General features: G+C 39.6%; 14 protein-coding genes. 9 read left to right on the top strand and 5 right to left on the bottom strand.

Annotated elements, in window-relative coordinates; translation table 11 throughout:
• The 4 genes from ACNKXS_RS12855 to ACNKXS_RS12870 all read right to left on the bottom strand — a co-directional run.
• On the bottom strand, positions 1-1,034 hold a 1,034-nt coding region (locus ACNKXS_RS12855), incomplete at its 3' end, for a RagB/SusD family nutrient uptake outer membrane protein (RefSeq protein WP_417921189.1).
• A 9-nt stretch (positions 1,035-1,043) separates the two neighbouring features.
• The gene (locus tag ACNKXS_RS12860; protein ID WP_417921190.1) at positions 1,044-4,142 is read right to left on the bottom strand and encodes a SusC/RagA family TonB-linked outer membrane protein; all 3,099 of its coding nucleotides are present in this window, start codon (positions 4,140-4,142) and stop codon (positions 1,044-1,046) included.
• Positions 4,143-4,426: 284 nt separating this feature from the next.
• Positions 4,427-5,071, bottom strand: coding sequence for a gluconate 2-dehydrogenase subunit 3 family protein (locus ACNKXS_RS12865; protein ID WP_417921191.1), 645 nt, complete (start codon positions 5,069-5,071; stop codon positions 4,427-4,429).
• Positions 5,072-5,082: 11 nt separating this feature from the next.
• Positions 5,083-6,783, bottom strand: a complete 1,701-nt coding sequence (locus ACNKXS_RS12870; RefSeq protein ID WP_417921192.1) for a GMC oxidoreductase — start codon at positions 6,781-6,783, stop codon at positions 5,083-5,085.
• Positions 6,784-6,933: 150 nt separating this feature from the next.
• Between ACNKXS_RS12870 and ACNKXS_RS12875 the strand changes: the two genes are divergently transcribed.
• The 9 genes from ACNKXS_RS12875 (at position 6,934) to ACNKXS_RS12915 (ending at position 15,590) form a co-directional block, all read left to right on the top strand.
• The gene (locus tag ACNKXS_RS12875; protein ID WP_417921193.1) at positions 6,934-7,932 is read left to right on the top strand and encodes a sugar phosphate isomerase/epimerase family protein; all 999 of its coding nucleotides are present in this window, start codon (positions 6,934-6,936) and stop codon (positions 7,930-7,932) included.
• 23 nt (positions 7,933-7,955) lie between these two features.
• The gene (locus ACNKXS_RS12880) at positions 7,956-9,194 is read left to right on the top strand and encodes a nucleoside permease (RefSeq protein WP_417921194.1); all 1,239 of its coding nucleotides are present in this window, start codon (positions 7,956-7,958) and stop codon (positions 9,192-9,194) included.
• A gap of 7 nt (positions 9,195-9,201) precedes the next feature.
• A complete protein-coding gene (locus ACNKXS_RS12885) occupies positions 9,202-10,344 on the top strand; it encodes a Gfo/Idh/MocA family protein (protein ID WP_417921257.1) in 1,143 nt (380 codons plus the stop codon).
• A 4-nt stretch (positions 10,345-10,348) separates the two neighbouring features.
• The gene (locus ACNKXS_RS12890) at positions 10,349-11,401 is read left to right on the top strand and encodes a sugar phosphate isomerase/epimerase family protein (protein WP_417921258.1); all 1,053 of its coding nucleotides are present in this window, start codon (positions 10,349-10,351) and stop codon (positions 11,399-11,401) included.
• A gap of 10 nt (positions 11,402-11,411) precedes the next feature.
• Entirely contained in the window at positions 11,412-12,161 is a 750-nt protein-coding gene (locus ACNKXS_RS12895; protein WP_417921195.1) for a 3-keto-disaccharide hydrolase, read from the top strand.
• A gap of 95 nt (positions 12,162-12,256) precedes the next feature.
• Positions 12,257-13,468, top strand: coding sequence for a bifunctional alpha/beta hydrolase/OsmC family protein (locus tag ACNKXS_RS12900; protein ID WP_417921196.1), 1,212 nt, complete (start codon positions 12,257-12,259; stop codon positions 13,466-13,468).
• A gap of 102 nt (positions 13,469-13,570) precedes the next feature.
• Positions 13,571-14,164 carry a superoxide dismutase family protein gene (locus ACNKXS_RS12905; protein ID WP_417921197.1) on the top strand — a complete coding sequence of 198 codons (594 nt, stop codon included), beginning with the start codon at positions 13,571-13,573 and terminating at the stop codon, positions 14,162-14,164.
• A gap of 89 nt (positions 14,165-14,253) precedes the next feature.
• Positions 14,254-14,784: an RNA polymerase sigma factor gene (locus ACNKXS_RS12910; protein WP_295179557.1), complete on the top strand. Its 531-nt coding sequence runs from the start codon at positions 14,254-14,256 to the stop codon at positions 14,782-14,784.
• Positions 14,785-14,786: 2 nt separating this feature from the next.
• Positions 14,787-15,590, top strand: coding sequence for an anti-sigma factor (locus ACNKXS_RS12915; RefSeq protein ID WP_417921198.1), 804 nt, complete (start codon positions 14,787-14,789; stop codon positions 15,588-15,590).
• Positions 15,591-15,897: 307 nt separating this feature from the next.
• Here the strand turns inward: ACNKXS_RS12915 and ACNKXS_RS12920 are convergent, their stop codons facing one another.
• The gene (locus ACNKXS_RS12920; RefSeq protein ID WP_417921259.1) at positions 15,898-16,596 is read right to left on the bottom strand and encodes a LytR/AlgR family response regulator transcription factor; all 699 of its coding nucleotides are present in this window, start codon (positions 16,594-16,596) and stop codon (positions 15,898-15,900) included.
• Positions 16,597-16,646 lie beyond the last annotated feature (50 nt).

A 16,646-nucleotide genomic window follows, 5' to 3' on the forward strand; every position in this document is an offset into this window, starting at 1 on the left:
AAGTCAACTCCTACAGGAGAACCTTCCGTTGGAACATATCCTCTACGCTCTTCCTGACCATCACCCATAAAATTTGAATTTGGATCACCTTCGAAAAGGTCATAAAATTCAGCTAGAGTGGTAAAACCATTCCAACCACCACCACCATTCGCTGGTGTATTCTGGTTATAGTGTAATGTATGCCACATAACGTTACCAACACCGGAATTTGTGTACCAGATAGTTTCATTATCAAGTTTTGGAGAGAAGATTCCAAAGTAACCTTCTTCCAGACCAAAGCCCATAGCACTAATTGCATCCACATTGCTAATCACCTGTTGCATGTCACCAGCATCTGGAGAACCTGTCCCTGTATAGATATGCTTATTAAGATACATTTTAGCAAGCATGAAGTGAACTGCTGCTTTAGTCGCACGATTGGTAGCTTCAGTTCCTGGACCTGCGGTTGAAATATTTGCTGCTGCGGTATTCAAATCTTCCATTATGAAATCAAAAGCTTCAGCTCTGGACATTACAACAGGATCTACATCAATCCCCTCGTCTGGTCCTCTAAAAGGTACCTGACCGTAAAGATCCATCACCCAGAATGTAGCGAAGGCTCTTAAGAATCTTGCTTCAGCATCTTGTTGTGGAGTAGCATTACTCCTGTCGTCAATGATTTCAGTAGTTCTGAAAATGATAGAGTTCTGCTCATTCCAGGTATCTCTTACATGCTGGTGAATTGGAGACCAGCTGTGCTGATGTAATGTTCTCCAAACACCATTATCACCCCAGTCTGTTCCTCTGGTGGGTACCAGAAATTCATCTGTACTTACCTCATTAAGAGCGTAAAGGTTAGCCTGATTTTCTAATTGTCCCCGTACGGCATCATAGATACCGCTCAAGGTCGCATCTACGTCACCAACTCCGGTAAATTCTCCGGTCTGGTTTACGATGATCGAATCTGTTTCCTCAATTTCCAGGTCTGTACATGCACTAAAGACAAGTAGTGCACAGGCTGGAATTAAAGTAAAATACTTTCTATTTTTCATCATTCTTTTTTTTTAAAATTTAGCATTTAATCCAAATGTTACCGTTCTAGGTCTAGGGAATGCTGTATAATCGATACCAGCTGTTGGCAAACCATTTAGTGATTTATCTACACTAACTTCCGGATCAAGACCTGAATAGTCTGTGATCACGAAAAGGTTTTGACCGTTTACATAAACTCTTAGATTTTCTACGAAAGAGTCCTCAGCAAGAGGAATGGTATAACCAAGACTTGCATTCTGTAATCTTAAGAAATCACCTTTTTCAAGAAATCTTGTTGATACATCTGGAGCATTCGCTGGAAGTTCTCCGTTTGTAAGTACATCTGTAGTTACGTTTCTACCACTGTTTATACTACCTGCAGTAAAGAATGCATTGGCAGTATTGTTATAGATATAGTGACCAAACTGTCCTGCAAAGAAGATAGAGGCATCAAAATTCCCAAATTCAGCTCTGGTATTAATACCAAGATTTGTAGTTGGAAGTGCACTCTTATCAACGAACTGCTGCTCATCTCCATTAGGATAGATAGAAAGACCATTTTCATCAAATCCACCAAACTCTCTTAAGTAGTAAGAAAACAATGGACGTCCTTCAGCTAGTAGCTGAGCAAAAGCACCGGTAAGACCCTGACCTGAAATTTGAGCCGTCTGGATCAAACCATCAAAATCCTGAAGTTCGTTATCATTATAAGCTACGTTGAAACCAAAGTTCCAGAAGAAATTATCATTATCAATGATATCATAATCAATTGCGAATTCAACACCCTTATTAATTACACTAGCATCAAGATTCTGGAAAGTGAAAGGTACCGGTGAAGGTTGAGCCTGTTCTGCTACAAGAAGAAGATCCTGTGTATCCTTATAGTAAAAATCAAGACTACCAGATAATCTATCGTTCATGAATCCATAATCGATCCCCACGTTAGCCTGAGCAGTTTCTTCCCATTTCAACCCTGGGTTCGCGAATCCAGCAGTTCCAAGTCCACCTCCGTTTATGTTTCCACCGTTATCAATTCCGTAGCCATTTAGCACACGACGAATCGTAAAGTTTCCATATCCAAGACCTTCCTGGTTACCAGTAATACCATATCCAAGTCTAAGTTTTAAAGTAGATAAAGCGTCTGGAGAAAAATCCTCCTGGTCGATCTTCCAGGCAAATGCTCCTGAAGGGAAATAACCATATTGATTATCAGGACCAAATCTTGAAGATCCATCTGCTCTCATGGTGAACGTAAATAAGTATTTGTCCATCAAGGAGTAATTCAACCTTGTAAAGAAAGACTGAATTTCATCTGTATTATCGTAGGTACCACTTGTAAGTACTCTGGTATTGATTCCCCCTGGATCATTAACAGATTCTCCTAATACAGGACCATTATCTGTAAATAACCTGTCTACAAGCAACCCATCAGCATTGTAACGTAACTGGTTGAAGCCTCCATTTACCGCTCCATATAGAGCATCAATATCACCTCTTAATTCTGAAGACATTGCTCCGTTATCTGTAGATGCAAATCCAAAACCATTAGCATATCTACCTTCTCTCTGGAAATCCTGGAAAGAATAACCAACTAAAGCTGAAAAAGTAGAGTTATCAAACTGCTTATCGTAGTTAACTACAAATTCCATCAATCTGTTCGTAGCTTCAAGATCGTTTAACTGAGCACGACCATTTCCTGGTGAACCATTATCGAAGTTGATAACATTTCCTGAAACCGAAGCATTTTGCTCAGATTCAGCTCTGTCATAACCTAAGGTAATTTTGGCATTAAGGTTTTCCAGGATATCATAATCTGCAGAAAGGTTTAAAAGAATTCTATCGGTTTCTGTTTCATTCTTAACATACTCAAGAATCTCAAGTGGGTTTCTACTGTTTCCAACCGGATCAAAACCTACTTCAGCAGGCCATGTTGGATTTGCGTAATACGCTGCACCTAGCAAGTCACCTGTAGAAGGACCATCATTTCCAATTGGTGCCGCTTCGTCCTGCACATTAGAAAGCGTTAATTGTAATCCAAGATTTAACTTGTCATCAAAAAATCTTTGATTCGCGTTCAAACGACCTGTAAGACGTTCCATTTTGGAATTCTCAACTACACCTTCAATTCCATTGTACCCTAAAGATACACGAAGGTTACCAGAACTATAACTGTTCATATAAGATAATGCATGGTTTTGAGAGATCGCAGTTCTAAGGATTTGATCCTGCCAGTCTGTATCTGCTCCAAAATCCTGAGCATCTCTGTCTCCACCGTATTGCTCTACAGCATCGAGAAATTGTTCAGCATTTAAAAGATCAAATTCATTTGCTGCATTTGCAATACTTACAGAACCATCATAAGAAAATGAACCTCCCTGGGCACCTCTACCAGACTTGGTCTGAATGATCACAACACCATTCGCACCTCTGGAACCATAAATTGCAGTTGCAGACGCATCCTTTAACACACTGATGCTTTCAATATCGCTAGGGTTTAAGAAGTTTAAAGGGTTTCTTGACGAGCTGGAACCAATCCCAAGGTCACCACCACCTGCAGCAGTAGCGTCACCAGCTAAAGGCACACCATCTACGACGAATAATGGATTGTTATTAGATCTTACTGAAGTTGTTCCTCGAATACGAAGCGCAATCCCAGCTCCAGGCTCACCACTTGCCTGTGTGATTTGCACACCAGCAGTTTTACCCTGGATTAATTCTTCCGGAGAAGAAATGTTACCTTTATTAAATTCTTCGGAAGTTACCGAAGCAACTGCACCGGTTGCATCCCTTACAGTTGTTGTTCCATAACCAATTAAAACTATCTCCTCAAGTTCAGAAGCATCTGTTTCAAGGTTTACATCGATGGTCTCACGACCGCTAACTTTCACCTCCTGTGTTACATATCCAACGAAGCTGTACATAAGCGTAGCATCTGCCGGAACATTGTTGATGGTATAATTCCCATCAAAATCTGTAGTGGTACCCGTCGATGTTCCCTTGATGGAAACAGTTGCACCGGGCAGCGGACCACTCTCATCTGTCACTGTTCCGGTTACAGTTTGCGCTTTTGCCATACCGAAGGTAATAAGTGCTCCGATTAACAAAAGGCTCCTGAAAATCAATTTTCTCATAAGTTAAAGTTTTAGTTGGAATCGCTCAAATACACGTTGAGCACGATAAATTTATATAATTTATTGTTAACAAAACAATCGACATTCTGAATTTAAAGTATTTCGCAAACGTTTGAAATTTTTAAACGTCAATTTGTTGCAGCAAATTTTAAGGAATCCACAAAAGAATGGCGATAATGCAAAGAAATGAACATTATCGCCATATTATTAAAAATTTCACAATTTGATTTTTTTTACCAACAACTGTTGATAAATCTAAAATTTTTATGATTTTGACTAAGAATCTATAAAGACATCGCTTTTCCGCCGCCAAGTTCACTTACTGGACCACAAGCAATGTATTCCCCCGGAATTGGATCATACCACATAACATTCTCACCCACTTCTTCGCTGTTCTTCCATGCCCATATTGCCATATCTCTCACATTATTTAAGTAGGCATAAGCTCCGGCATCTGAATCCATTTCAACATCAGGCTCCTGATTTTGCGCATCCTGAGTCTCTGTATTACGTTTCATATATTTCTCCTGGTCTGCTGGAGTCGCTTTCAAATACTTTTTAAGTATCTGATCGTAATCTTCTTTCGCCCCATCATCCTGTGATTTTTCAAATTCTTTTTCAAAGGCTTGTGCAAACGCATCTGCAGAACGCTTAAACTCTTTAGCTCTTTCAGGTTCAGCTACTGTATCCATGTAGGAATCAATGAACTGTGCGATATTAAGATCTGAAGCTCCAGGCGTATCTGTCGCGGGTAAAATAGTATCAAGCACCTGTTTTAATGCAAGTCCGTTTGAGGCACTTAGGTACACGGGTTGCCAGTCATAATCAGGTTCGTTCTTGCAGCTTTGCAAAAGACTTAATGCGGAAGGCCCTACTACAAAAACTCCTGCACCCAGTCCGAGATTTTTTATTAATTGTCTTCTATTCATGATAAAATCTTTTATGCATTAGACTTTTTAAAGTTTTTCGAGGCATGATCTGCCGCTCTTGCGGTCATCGCCATATAAGTTAAAGAAGGGTTCTGGCATCCTGCAGAAGTCATAAATGCTCCATCGGTTACATATACGTTTTTAGCTTCGTGAACCTGGTTGTTTCCGTTAAGCACAGAAGTTTTAGGATCTCTACCCATTCTGGCCATCCCCATTTCGTGTATTCCAAGACCTGGAGCACCAATATCATCGTAACCACTAACATCTTTAAATCCAGCTTTTTCAAGCATTTGCACAGCCTGATCTACCATATCTTTGCGCATCTTCAACTCGTTCTCTTTAAATTCGGCATCAAAAGTTACGGTTGGTAGTCCCCATTCGTCCAGTTTATTATAATCAAGACTCATTTTATTTTCGTGATATGGCAGTGTTTCTCCAAAGCCCATCAATCCCATATTCCAGCCTCCTGGTTCTGTCACCGCTTTCTTAAGATCTTCACCATAACCTGCTTCCGCAACGCTATCTGTCCAGTTCGTACGGCTGGCGCCACCCTGGTAACCATAACCTCTTAAGAAATCAACTTCACTATTACCGTTAAGATTTCTGAATCTCGGCAGGTATATCCCATTAGGCTTTCTTCCTTTATAGTACATATCCTGAAAACCATCATAATTACCGGATGCCCCTGCTTTGAAATGATGATCCATCACATTATGACCTAGTTCTCCTGAGTCATTCCCCATCCCATCAGGGAAACGATCAGATTTTGACTGCATTAAAATACTTGCAGAAGCCACGGCTGAAGCACATAGAAAAACGACATTGGCTTTAAACTCCATAGTCTCTCCAGTTTCAGTATCTACGACTTTTACTCCGGTAGCAAGTTTAGTATCTGCATCATACAGCACTTCACTCACAATAGAGTTTGGTCTTAAGGTCATGTTTCCGGTTTTTTCCGCAGCAGGTAAAGTAGAAGAGTTACTACTGAAATATCCTCCATAAGGACAACCACGAATACAGCGGTTTCTAAACTGACATTTAGAACGGCCCTCGAACTTTTTATCACCGGTAATATGAGCAACACGACCAGAAGTCATTATCCGACCATCGAAATTTTCAGAAATACTTTGCCTAAGATGATCTTCCACACAATTTAATTCCATTGGTGGTAAGAATTGACCATCTGGCAATTGACTCAAACCTAACTTCTCACCGCAAACTCCTATGTAGGATTCTACATAATCATACCAGGGAGAAATATCTTTATATCGAATAGGCCAGTCCACTCCTACGCCATCTTTTTTATTTGCTTCAAAATCAAGATCACTTAATCTGTAACTATGTCTTCCCCACATGATCGATCTACCTCCAACGTGGTATCCACGCATCCAGTCAAATCTTTTTGTTTCATTATAGGGATGCTTAATATCATCTACAAACCAGTGCTTGCTAGGTTCAGCAACAGTATAGCCGGTTCTAGCCTGCTTAAGCTGTCGTTTTTTCTCTTCTAGTGGAACCTGCCCTTTGAATTTATAATCCCATGGGTCATCATTCATCGTTGGATAGTCCTTGACATGCTTTACCATACGACCACGTTCCAAAACGAGTGTTTTAAAACCTTTTTCGGTAAGCTCCTTAGCTGCCCATCCACCACTAATACCTGTTCCAACAACTATGGCATCATAGCTGTCATTTTCATTATAGTTATTCACAATACATTGATTTATCGTTGAAAAAATAGTTCGAAGTCTACCAAATATATAAATTTATGGCTATAATTTTACTTCTTTAAAAAAAAGACTACATTTAATTTTCAATCTTTTAATGGCTTTACGCCATACAACCTAAGCATACCAAAAAAAATGAATTTCAGATCACTTAGAGCCTGCAGTCTCTTTCTTGCTATTAGCCTTTCCCTGTCTTTAACCTCTTGTAAAGATCAAGCTGAAGCCAGTAAAGAGAATGAATCACAGGAAGTTGCAGAAAAAACAAATGATTCCCTATTCTTCAAAATTTCGCTAGCACAATGGTCCCTTCACCGCCCAATTTTTGAAGGCAGCCTGGACCCAATGGATTTTGCTGAAAAATCCAGTGAAATGGGTTTTGAAGGAGTAGAATATGTTACAAGTTTTTATGCTGAAAAAGTAAAAAATAGCAAAACACCTGAAGAGGATTTACAGAAAGTACTGGATACACTTAAAAACAGAAGTGAAGAATTTGGAGTTCAAAACTTACTCCTTATGATCGATGGTGAAGGAGATCTTGCAACCAACGACTCCATAGCAAGAAACCAGGCCGTAGAAAATCATAAAAAATGGGTGGACGCCGCTCAATTTCTGGGTTGTCATTCCATTAGAGTAAATCTGTTTGGAGACGAGAAAAGAGAGAACTGGAAAAACAATTCTATAGATGCCCTTAAAAAGCTTTCTGAATATGCCGCAACCAAAGACATCAATGTATTAGTAGAAAATCACGGATATTTATCTTCAGATGCAGATCTTCTCGTTAATGTAATGGATGCCGTTAATATGGAAAACTGCGGAACCCTGCCAGATTTTGGGAATTTCTGTTTGAAACGTGAAGGCGGTGCCAGATGGCAGGCAGAATGCATTGAGGAATTTCCAAAGTATGAAGGCGTGGAGAAATTGATGAAACATGCAAAAGCTGTAAGTGCAAAATCATATACTTTCGACATGGAAGGTAACGAAGAAGTCATCGATTATAAGAAAATGCTACAGATAGTCAAAGATGGTGGCTATACAGGATTTATCGGTATCGAATATGAAGGTACAGACATGGATCCTGAAAAAGGGATCAACGCCACCAGAGATCTACTTATCAAAGCAGGAAAGCAAATTTAAATCAATTCCAACAATTCCTATTTATGAGCAAATTAGTCCGCTTCCAATTATCCTTGATGATGTTCTTAGAATTTTTCATTTGGGGTGGCTGGTTCGTTACACTGGGAACCTATCTCGGTTACAATTTAGATGCAACAGATGTTCAGATCTCAACTGCTTTTTCTACACAATCCTGGGGAGCTATTATCGCTCCATTTATTGTAGGGATGATTGCCGACAGATTTTTTAATGCGGAAAAGATCCTCGGAATTTTACATCTTACAGGTGCAATTTTGATGTACTTCATGTATCAAAGTACAGATTTTACTGAATTCTATCCATTGGTACTTGCTTACATGATCGCCTATATGCCTACTCTGGCACTGGTAAATTCAGTAAGCTTTGCCCAGATGAAAGATCCTGCAAAGGAATTTTCATTTATACGCGTTTTTGGAACTATTGGCTGGATCATAGCAGGACTGGTGATCAGTTATATTTTCTTTTGGGATTCTCCGGAATCAAGACAGGAAGGAATGCTGAAAAATACCTTTTTGATGGTAAGTATTGCTTCAGCATTTTTAGGAATTTTCAGCTTTACGCTTCCAAAAACTCCACCATCTGCAGATAAATCTAAAAAAGTTAGTGTAGTAGAAACACTAGGACTGGATGCCTTGGGATTATTGAAAGACAGAAACTTTTTAATGTTCTTCCTGGCATCTGTACTCATATGTATTCCTCTGGCTTTTTATTACCAGAATACAAATCCATTCCTTTCTGAAGTTGGAGTAGAAAATCCAACCGGTTTGATGACCATCGGCCAGGCCTCAGAAGTATTATTCCTGCTGCTTCTACCCTTCTTCTTTAAAAGATTTGGTTTTAAGTTAACGATCATTGCAGGAATGCTGGCCTGGACCTTACGTTACCTGCTTTTCGCCTATGGAAATTCCGGAGAGCTAATATTTATGCTTATCACCGGGATCGCCTTACACGGGATCTGTTATGATTTCTTCTTCGTATCAGGACAGATCTATACAGATTTTAAAGCCGGTTCGAAATATAAGAGTTCTGCACAGGGATTGATCACACTCGCCACTTACGGTGTGGGAATGCTGATAGGTTTCTATGTAGCCGGCTTGATCACGAATGCCTACGTTACCGGTGATAAAATGCATGAATGGGAAACTATTTGGGTATATCCTGCAGCTTTTGCATTTGGAGTCCTGCTCCTTTTTGCCTTATTTTTCAGGAACGAAAAGATCGATAAAAAAGATATTGAAATTTAAATAATGAATTATGAGTAAGATCAAACTTGGAATATTAGGCGGCGGTGAAGATTCCCTGATAGGAATTCTGCACAGGGTCGCGGCAAATATGTTCGACCAGTTTGAAATTGTAGGTGGTGTTTTTGATACCAATCATCAAAAAAGTCTTGATTTTGGTGATAAACTTCAGCTCGACCCAAATAGAGTTTATCGTGACCTCGATCACCTTGTGGCAGAGGAAGCAAAGCTTGCAGAAGAAGAAAGAATGCAGGTAGTTTCGGTACTCACTCCTAATTTTCTGCATTTTCCAATGGCGAAACAGCTGCTGGAAAATAACTATCATGTGATCTGTGAAAAACCACTCACTACCACTTTTGAAGAAGCAAAGATCCTGAATCAACTTCAGAAGAAAAACAATAAGGTTTTTGCGGTGACTTATACTTATACCGGTTACCCTATGATCAGGCAAATGAAGACGATGATCGCAAACGGGGAAATAGGTGAAATTCAAAAGGTCGATGTACAATACTACCAGGGTTGGATCAATCCTTTAATACACGATAAGGATAAACGTTCATCTACCTGGAGACTTGATCCTGAAAAGTCGGGAATTAGCTGTTGCATTGGGGATATTGGAACTCATGCGTTCAATATGGCCGAATATGTTACCGGGATACAGGTAAAAGATATTCTGGCAGATCTAAATTATCTTTATGAGGACAATCCAATGGATATTGACGGAACGGTGCTTTTGCGTTTTTCTGAAAAGATCAAAGGAGTATTACGGGCGAGCCAGATCGCTACAGGCGAAGAAAATAATTTTTCAGTCAAAATATATGGAGATAGAGGTGGTTTAAAATGGGAACAGGAAAACCCAAACTATCTCTATTTACTGAAAGAGGATCAACCACTCCAAGTCCTTAAACCAGGTCATGCTTACAATAGTGACTTCTCTCTTGAGGGAACTAAACTTCCTGCAGGACATCCTGAAGGGATTTTTGATTCTATGGGGAATATCTATTATGGAGTTGCGCAGGCAATAAAAGATAACAGCAAATTTGAAGGTGCATATCCAAAATTGCATGATGGCTATAGAGGAATGCATTTTATAGAACAAACAGTAGCTTCACACAAACAAGGTAATGTTTGGGTAAGCATGGAAGAAGAATAATATGATGAAGACAATAAAAGGACCGGCAGTTTTTCTGGCTCAGTTTATGGATGATCATGCGCCTTTCAATTCCCTGGAAGGATTGTGTAAATGGGCTTCAGACTTAGGCTATAAAGGAATTCAGATCCCAACCTGGGAAATCAGGCTCATCGATCTTAAAAAGGCTGCTGAAAGTAAAACGTATTGCGAGGAGCTGGCAGGAACCGTAGGGTCTTACGGACTTGAGATCACAGAACTAAGCACACACCTGCAGGGACAGCTGGTAGCTGTACATCCAGCTTATGACCTAATGTTCGATAACTTTGCTCCAGATGATTATAAAAATAATCCTAAAGCAAGAACCGAATGGGCGGTAAATCAGCTAAAGTATGCCGCTAAGGCTAGCAGAAATTTAGGAATTGATGTTCATGGAACCTTTAGTGGTGCTTTATTATGGCACACCTTTCACCCATGGCCTCAGCGACCTGAAGGACTTGTGGAAATGGGTTTTAAGGAACTTGCAAACAGATGGATGCCAATCCTGAATACTTTTGATGAACAGGGAGTGGACGTTTGTTATGAGATTCATCCTGGAGAGGACCTGCATGATGGGGTAACATTTGAACATTTTCTGGAGGCTACCAATAATCACAAGCGAGTAAATATTCTATATGACCCAAGCCACTTTGTATTACAGCAACTCGATTACCTGGAATACATTGATCACTATCATGAGTTTATAAAAATGTTCCATGTTAAAGATGCTGAATTCAAACCTACAGGGAAAAAAGGAATGTTTGGTGGCTATGGGGACTGGAAAGATAGGGCTGGTAGATACAGACATCCAGGTGATGGTCAGGTAGATTTTAAAAATGCTTTTTCTAAACTAACCGAATACGGTTGTGACGTATGGGCAGTGCTGGAGTGGGAATGCTGTATCAAAAGCCCTGAACAGGGTGCCAGAGAAGGTGCTCCATTCATTAAGAAGCACATTATTGAAGCAACTCAAAAGCGTTTCGATGATTTTGCAGGTTCAGAAATCGATGAAAATAAACTGAGGAATATTTTAGGAATTTAAACATATTAAAATGAAAAGATTAGTAATTATAGGATGCTCAGTATTAGCGCTTACTGCGTGTAAGAACGAAAATAAAGAAACCGAAGCTGAGAATATGGACACTCAGGAGTCGGTTGCCATGCAGGAAGAAGAGCAGGAATGGCATGAATTATTTAACGGTGAAGATCTTCAGGGTTGGAAAGCGTATAATAAGGACAGCATCTCTTCCCAATGGAAAGTTGAAGATGGTGTGATCGCCTTTGCACCTTCAGCTGAAGAAAGAGAATCTTCTGAAAATCTTATTACTGAAGATGAATTCGAAAACTTTGAAATGAGTTTTGAATGGAAAATATCCGAAGGTGGAAACAGCGGTGTGATGTGGGCAGTTCAGGAAGATGAAAAATATGCTGAGCCTTATTTAACCGGACCAGAAATTCAGGTACTGGACAATCAAAAGCACCCAGACGCTAAAAATGGTCCAAATCGAACTGCAGGAGCCCTTTACGATATGGTTCCTCCAAGTGAAGATGCGACTAAACCTGCAGGGGAATGGAACAAAGAGACCATCTATATCAACCACGAAGAAAATAAAGGTTGGGTAGAACTAAACGGAACTCGTGTTACTGAATTTCCTGTACACGGTGAAGAATGGGAAGAAATGGTGAAGAAATCAAAGTTTAGTGAATGGGAAGGTTTCGGGGCTAATCGTAGTGGCCATATTGCCTTACAGGATCATGATGATAAGGTTTGGTATCGTAACATAAAGATCAAGGAATTATAAAATTCTGCTAAATAATAATTAAAGCTGCGTGATGCAGCTTTTTTTATACCCCATACTCTACAAAATAAAGTATCTTAAAAAAATAAAATTGATACATGAATAAGAAGGATATAAGCTTTAAAAATGCAGACGGTAAAGAACTGAAGGGGGTTCTGGAATTACCACTAAATGAAACCCCTACAAACTTTGCGATCTTTGCCCACTGTTTTACCTGTAACAAAAATTTTCATGCTCCTACCAATATTAGCCGAACGCTGGCGTCACATGGTTATGGAGTTCTTAGATTCGATTTTACGGGCCTTGGAGATAGTGAAGGAGATTTTGAAGACACCAACTTTTCGGGGAATGTAGAAGACCTAATTTCGGCAGCTAAGTACCTGGAGGAAAATTATCATGCACCCAGCATCATGATTGGACATTCACTAGGAGGAGCTGCAGCCCTATTTGCCTCAAAACAGCTGGAAAGTATTCGCTGTATGGTCACTATAAATGCACCTTCCAATCTTACCCACGTAAAATCTCACTTTAAATCCAATATGAAGGAGATCGAAGAACAGGGTTATGCCGAAGTGAATATTGGCGGTAGAGAATTCAGGATCAAACAGCAATTTGTGAAAGACCTGGATGATAATGAGGATGCTACAGCGCTTCAGGAGATTAGAAAGGCTTTATTAATATTACATTCTCCTCAAGATAATATTGTATCCATAGATCATGCTGAAGATTTGTATAGATCTGCCTGGCATCCAAAAAGCTTTGTGAGCCTTGATGGAGCAGACCATATGCTTAGTGATAAAAGTGACTCATTATATACAGGAAACCTAATTGCTACCTGGGCTTCACGTTATATAGATTCCGAAGAGAAGGAAGAGCTAAGTACAGATCATGAGGTAGTAGCGAACCTTGGTGAACATGGCTATACTACCCAGATTAGAACGGGGAATCACAGTTTCATAGCAGATGAACCTGCTAAAGTTGGTGGTGCAGATCTTGGTCCTACTCCTTACGAGTTAGTTTCAGCGGGACTTGCCGCTTGTACATCCATGACTATTCAAATGTATGCACGTAGAAAAAACTGGAGTATTCAGAATGTGGAGACGCATGTAAGTTATTCGAAAAAGCATGCTGATGACTGCGAAAATTGCGAAGATGCCGGTGCTAAAATTGATACTTTCGAAAGAGAGATCTCAATCAAAGGTGATCTCGATGAAAAACAACTGGAACGTGTGCTGCAGATCGCAGATAAATGCCCGGTTCATAAAACCTTATCCTCTACAGGGAAAATAAATTCAAAATTGCGTGATTAAGTGAGTATGGTTCTATTGTTAAGCTCTCCTTAAACTTTTGGCTGCACATGACATTAGGACTAATTTAGACCTGTAAACCGAATTTTAACCAATCGATACAGTATGAAACGTATTAGTTTATCTCTAGTTCTTTGCGCCGGATTAGTTTTCACAGGATGTAAGAACGACAAGAAAGAAAAAGAAATGGATGACCAGAATGAGACCGAAATGTCTTCAGAAATGGACAGCCAGAAAAATGAACAAAAGAAGAAAGCAAAAGTTACTTTGCAATCTGTTAGCAATTCAAACCTAAGCGGTAATGTTGTATTCACCCAGGAAGATGGTGAAGTATCCATGACTGCAATTATTAGTGGTCTTGCTGAAGGAACTCACGCTATTCACATTCACGAGAAAGGAGACTGTTCTGCAGCAGATGGTAAGTCTGCAGGTGGACACTGGAATCCAACTGGTGAAGACCATGGAAAATGGGGTGATTCAGAAGGTTTCCATAAAGGTGATATAGGAAATTTCGAAGTTGATGAAAATGGAAATGGAACTGTTAATCTTACTACAGATGAGTGGTGTCTAGATTGTGGTGACAAGAATAAAGATCTTGCAGGAAAAGCAGTGATCGTTCATGATGGTGTAGATGATTATACATCTCAACCTTCAGGAGCTGCCGGAACCAGAGTTGGTTGTGGAGTTATTGAAATGTAATAAGCAAGAAATATTATTTGAAAGCGGCTATTTGGCCGCTTTTTTTATACCATATTATGAACTATATTTATTTTTTCTAAACATTATTTATGCAGCAGGACGGTTTAATCCTTGAACTTCAGAATGGTAATCAAAGAGCTTTCGAAAGAATCTATGAGCTTTATTCTGAAAGTGTTTACGGTATTATATTCAGTATAGTGAATGATCAGGATATAGCAGAGGAAATATTACAGGATGTCTTTTTAAAGATATGGAATAACGCTTCATCATATAATTCAAGTAAAGGCAGGTTTTTTACCTGGATCTTAAATATCGCCCGGAATGCTTCTATAGATCAGCTTCGCTCTAAGAGACACAAGAACAGCCAGAAAAACCTGACAGCAGATAATTTCGTAGATATTCTGGAAAGCAAGTCTAACTTTTCTGCTCAGGCAGATGCCATAGGGATTCAGAAATATATTGATGTTTTAAAGCCCGTGTGTAAGAAATTGATAGACCTGCTGTTCTTTAAAGGATTTACACAGAAGGAAACAGCGGAAGAGCTGGATATGCCTCTGGGCACGGTTAAAACCCGGAACAGAGCATGTATTAATTCCCTTCGGAATATGTTAGCTGAATAAGAATGGAAATTAAAGAATACATAGAATCTGGAATATTAGAACTTTATGTTTATGGAGCTTTAACCGAAACTGAAAGCAGGGAAGTATCTGCAGTACTCAAAAAACATCCTGAGGTTGAAAAGGAAGTTGAAGAAATTGAGGCTGCCTTGATGAAGCTTTCTGCAGCGACAGCTCCTTATAACCCGGAAGCCTTGCTAGCCAGTATAAAAACGAAGCTCTCCGGAAAAGGCGATCGTGAGGTAGTTACCATGGAAACTGAAAGTAGAACACAATGGGTATCTTATATTGGATGGGCGGCCAGTATCTTATTACTAGTTGGTTTATTCTTCCTGTTCGAAGATAATAATGATCTAAGAGAGCAATTAAATTCTGAAAAAGTACGCAGTGCCCGAATGGAACAACAAATAGTTGATATTCGTGAAGATGCAGAAAAAAGCGAAGATCTTCTTGCCATTCTTAGAAGTAAGAATGTTTCAAGGGTGAGCCTGCAAGGTCAGAACGTAGCTCCTGAAGCATATGCAGCTGTTTACTGGAATAAAGAAGAGAATAAGGCTTACATCGATGCCAAGGAATTACCAGAACCTCCAAGAGGAAAGGTCTACCAGGTATGGTCTCTAAAAATGGATCCTTTAACACCAACGAGTATAGGTCTTCTGGATACTTACGCAGTAGACGACAACAAAATATTCGAGCTTGAAAACGCAAACCAGTCTGAAGCTTTTGGTATCACACTGGAGCCGGAAGGTGGTAGTGAATCACCAACTATGGAACAACTCTATGTTCTGGGTGCGGTATCAGCTCCATAACAAATATCAAATCTATAAAAACAAAACCCTGCGTTATTACGCAGGGTTTTGTTTTTATAGATTTTATCATACATTCTATGCATTATATAAATTAATAAGCCCCACGCGAAAGCGTAGGGCTTACTTTGTAAACGTTAGAAGAATTTCCGAGGGTCCTCACTCCTAACATCTAACCAACCAAAAAAATCAAAAACTCAAATCGACATAATTCGACCAAAAATTATTCAAACAAACCGAGTTTATATATCAAGATATACGGAAGCATCTTTCTTACGGTTTTAAAAAAATCAACTTTAACATTTCAACATCAATTGTTTAGCCATGATTTAAAGTCCTTGACCCGCTCGCGGCTTACAATGATCTGGAATTCAGTAAAGTTTTCGAGCTTCACTTCAAGTCTTGAATTGGAATAGGTTAGTATGTCTTTGATTGCTTTAATATTTAGGATGCATTTTCGATTTACACGGTAGAATTTTTCAGGATCTAACTCCTCCTCCAGTTGTTCTAGCGGAATATCGACCGGATAATTCCTACCGGAATAACAATGCATATATGTTGCTTTGTTTTCAGAATAAAAGCAGGCAATATCACTGGCTTCTACGAGTTTTAAGTGCTGGCCAACCTGAGTAGTGAATCGGGATTTATATGTCTTCAAAGAAGATTGTCCTGTAAGCATACTTCTAATTTCCTGCAGGTCCAGCCCTTCCTTCTTCCTTGTACTTTCAAACTTCGTGATCGCTGCTTCCAGCTCCTCGTCGTCTATTGGCTTCAACAGGTAATCGATACTATTTAATTTAAAGGCTTTCAAAGCATATTCATCGTAAGCCGTCGTGAAGATAATGGCACTTTTCGGAGAAACCTGTTCAAAGATCTCAAAAGAGAGTCCGTCGCTTAACTGTATGTCCAGAAATATAAGCTCAGGATCTGGATTATTCTGGAACCACTTAACAGCATCACTAACCGAATGTAGCATCACTTCCGTAGTCATTCCCAGATTAGTCAGCATTCTCTGCAAGCGTCGTGCGGCAGGTTTTTCGTCTTCAATAATTACTACTT

The organism is Christiangramia marina, from assembly GCF_048285865.1.
GTDB classification, from domain to species: Bacteria; Bacteroidota; Bacteroidia; order Flavobacteriales; family Flavobacteriaceae; genus Christiangramia; species Christiangramia marina.

Coding starts and splice junctions, on each gene's coding strand:
- ACNKXS_RS12860 (WP_417921190.1), bottom strand. CDS start 4,142: ATGAGAAAATTGATTTTCAGGAGCCTTTTGTTAATCGGAGCACTTATT.
- ACNKXS_RS12865 (WP_417921191.1), bottom strand. CDS start 5,071: ATGAATAGAAGACAATTAATAAAAAATCTCGGACTGGGTGCAGGAGTT.
- ACNKXS_RS12875 (WP_417921193.1), top strand. CDS start 6,934: ATGAATTTCAGATCACTTAGAGCCTGCAGTCTCTTTCTTGCTATTAGC.
- ACNKXS_RS12880 (WP_417921194.1), top strand. CDS start 7,956: ATGAGCAAATTAGTCCGCTTCCAATTATCCTTGATGATGTTCTTAGAA.
- ACNKXS_RS12890 (WP_417921258.1), top strand. CDS start 10,349: ATGAAGACAATAAAAGGACCGGCAGTTTTTCTGGCTCAGTTTATGGAT.
- ACNKXS_RS12895 (WP_417921195.1), top strand. CDS start 11,412: ATGAAAAGATTAGTAATTATAGGATGCTCAGTATTAGCGCTTACTGCG.
- ACNKXS_RS12900 (WP_417921196.1), top strand. CDS start 12,257: ATGAATAAGAAGGATATAAGCTTTAAAAATGCAGACGGTAAAGAACTG.
- ACNKXS_RS12905 (WP_417921197.1), top strand. CDS start 13,571: ATGAAACGTATTAGTTTATCTCTAGTTCTTTGCGCCGGATTAGTTTTC.
- ACNKXS_RS12910 (WP_295179557.1), top strand. CDS start 14,254: ATGCAGCAGGACGGTTTAATCCTTGAACTTCAGAATGGTAATCAAAGA.
- ACNKXS_RS12915 (WP_417921198.1), top strand. CDS start 14,787: ATGGAAATTAAAGAATACATAGAATCTGGAATATTAGAACTTTATGTT.
- ACNKXS_RS12920 (WP_417921259.1), bottom strand. CDS start 16,596: ATGCTGACTAATCTGGGAATGACTACGGAAGTGATGCTACATTCGGTT.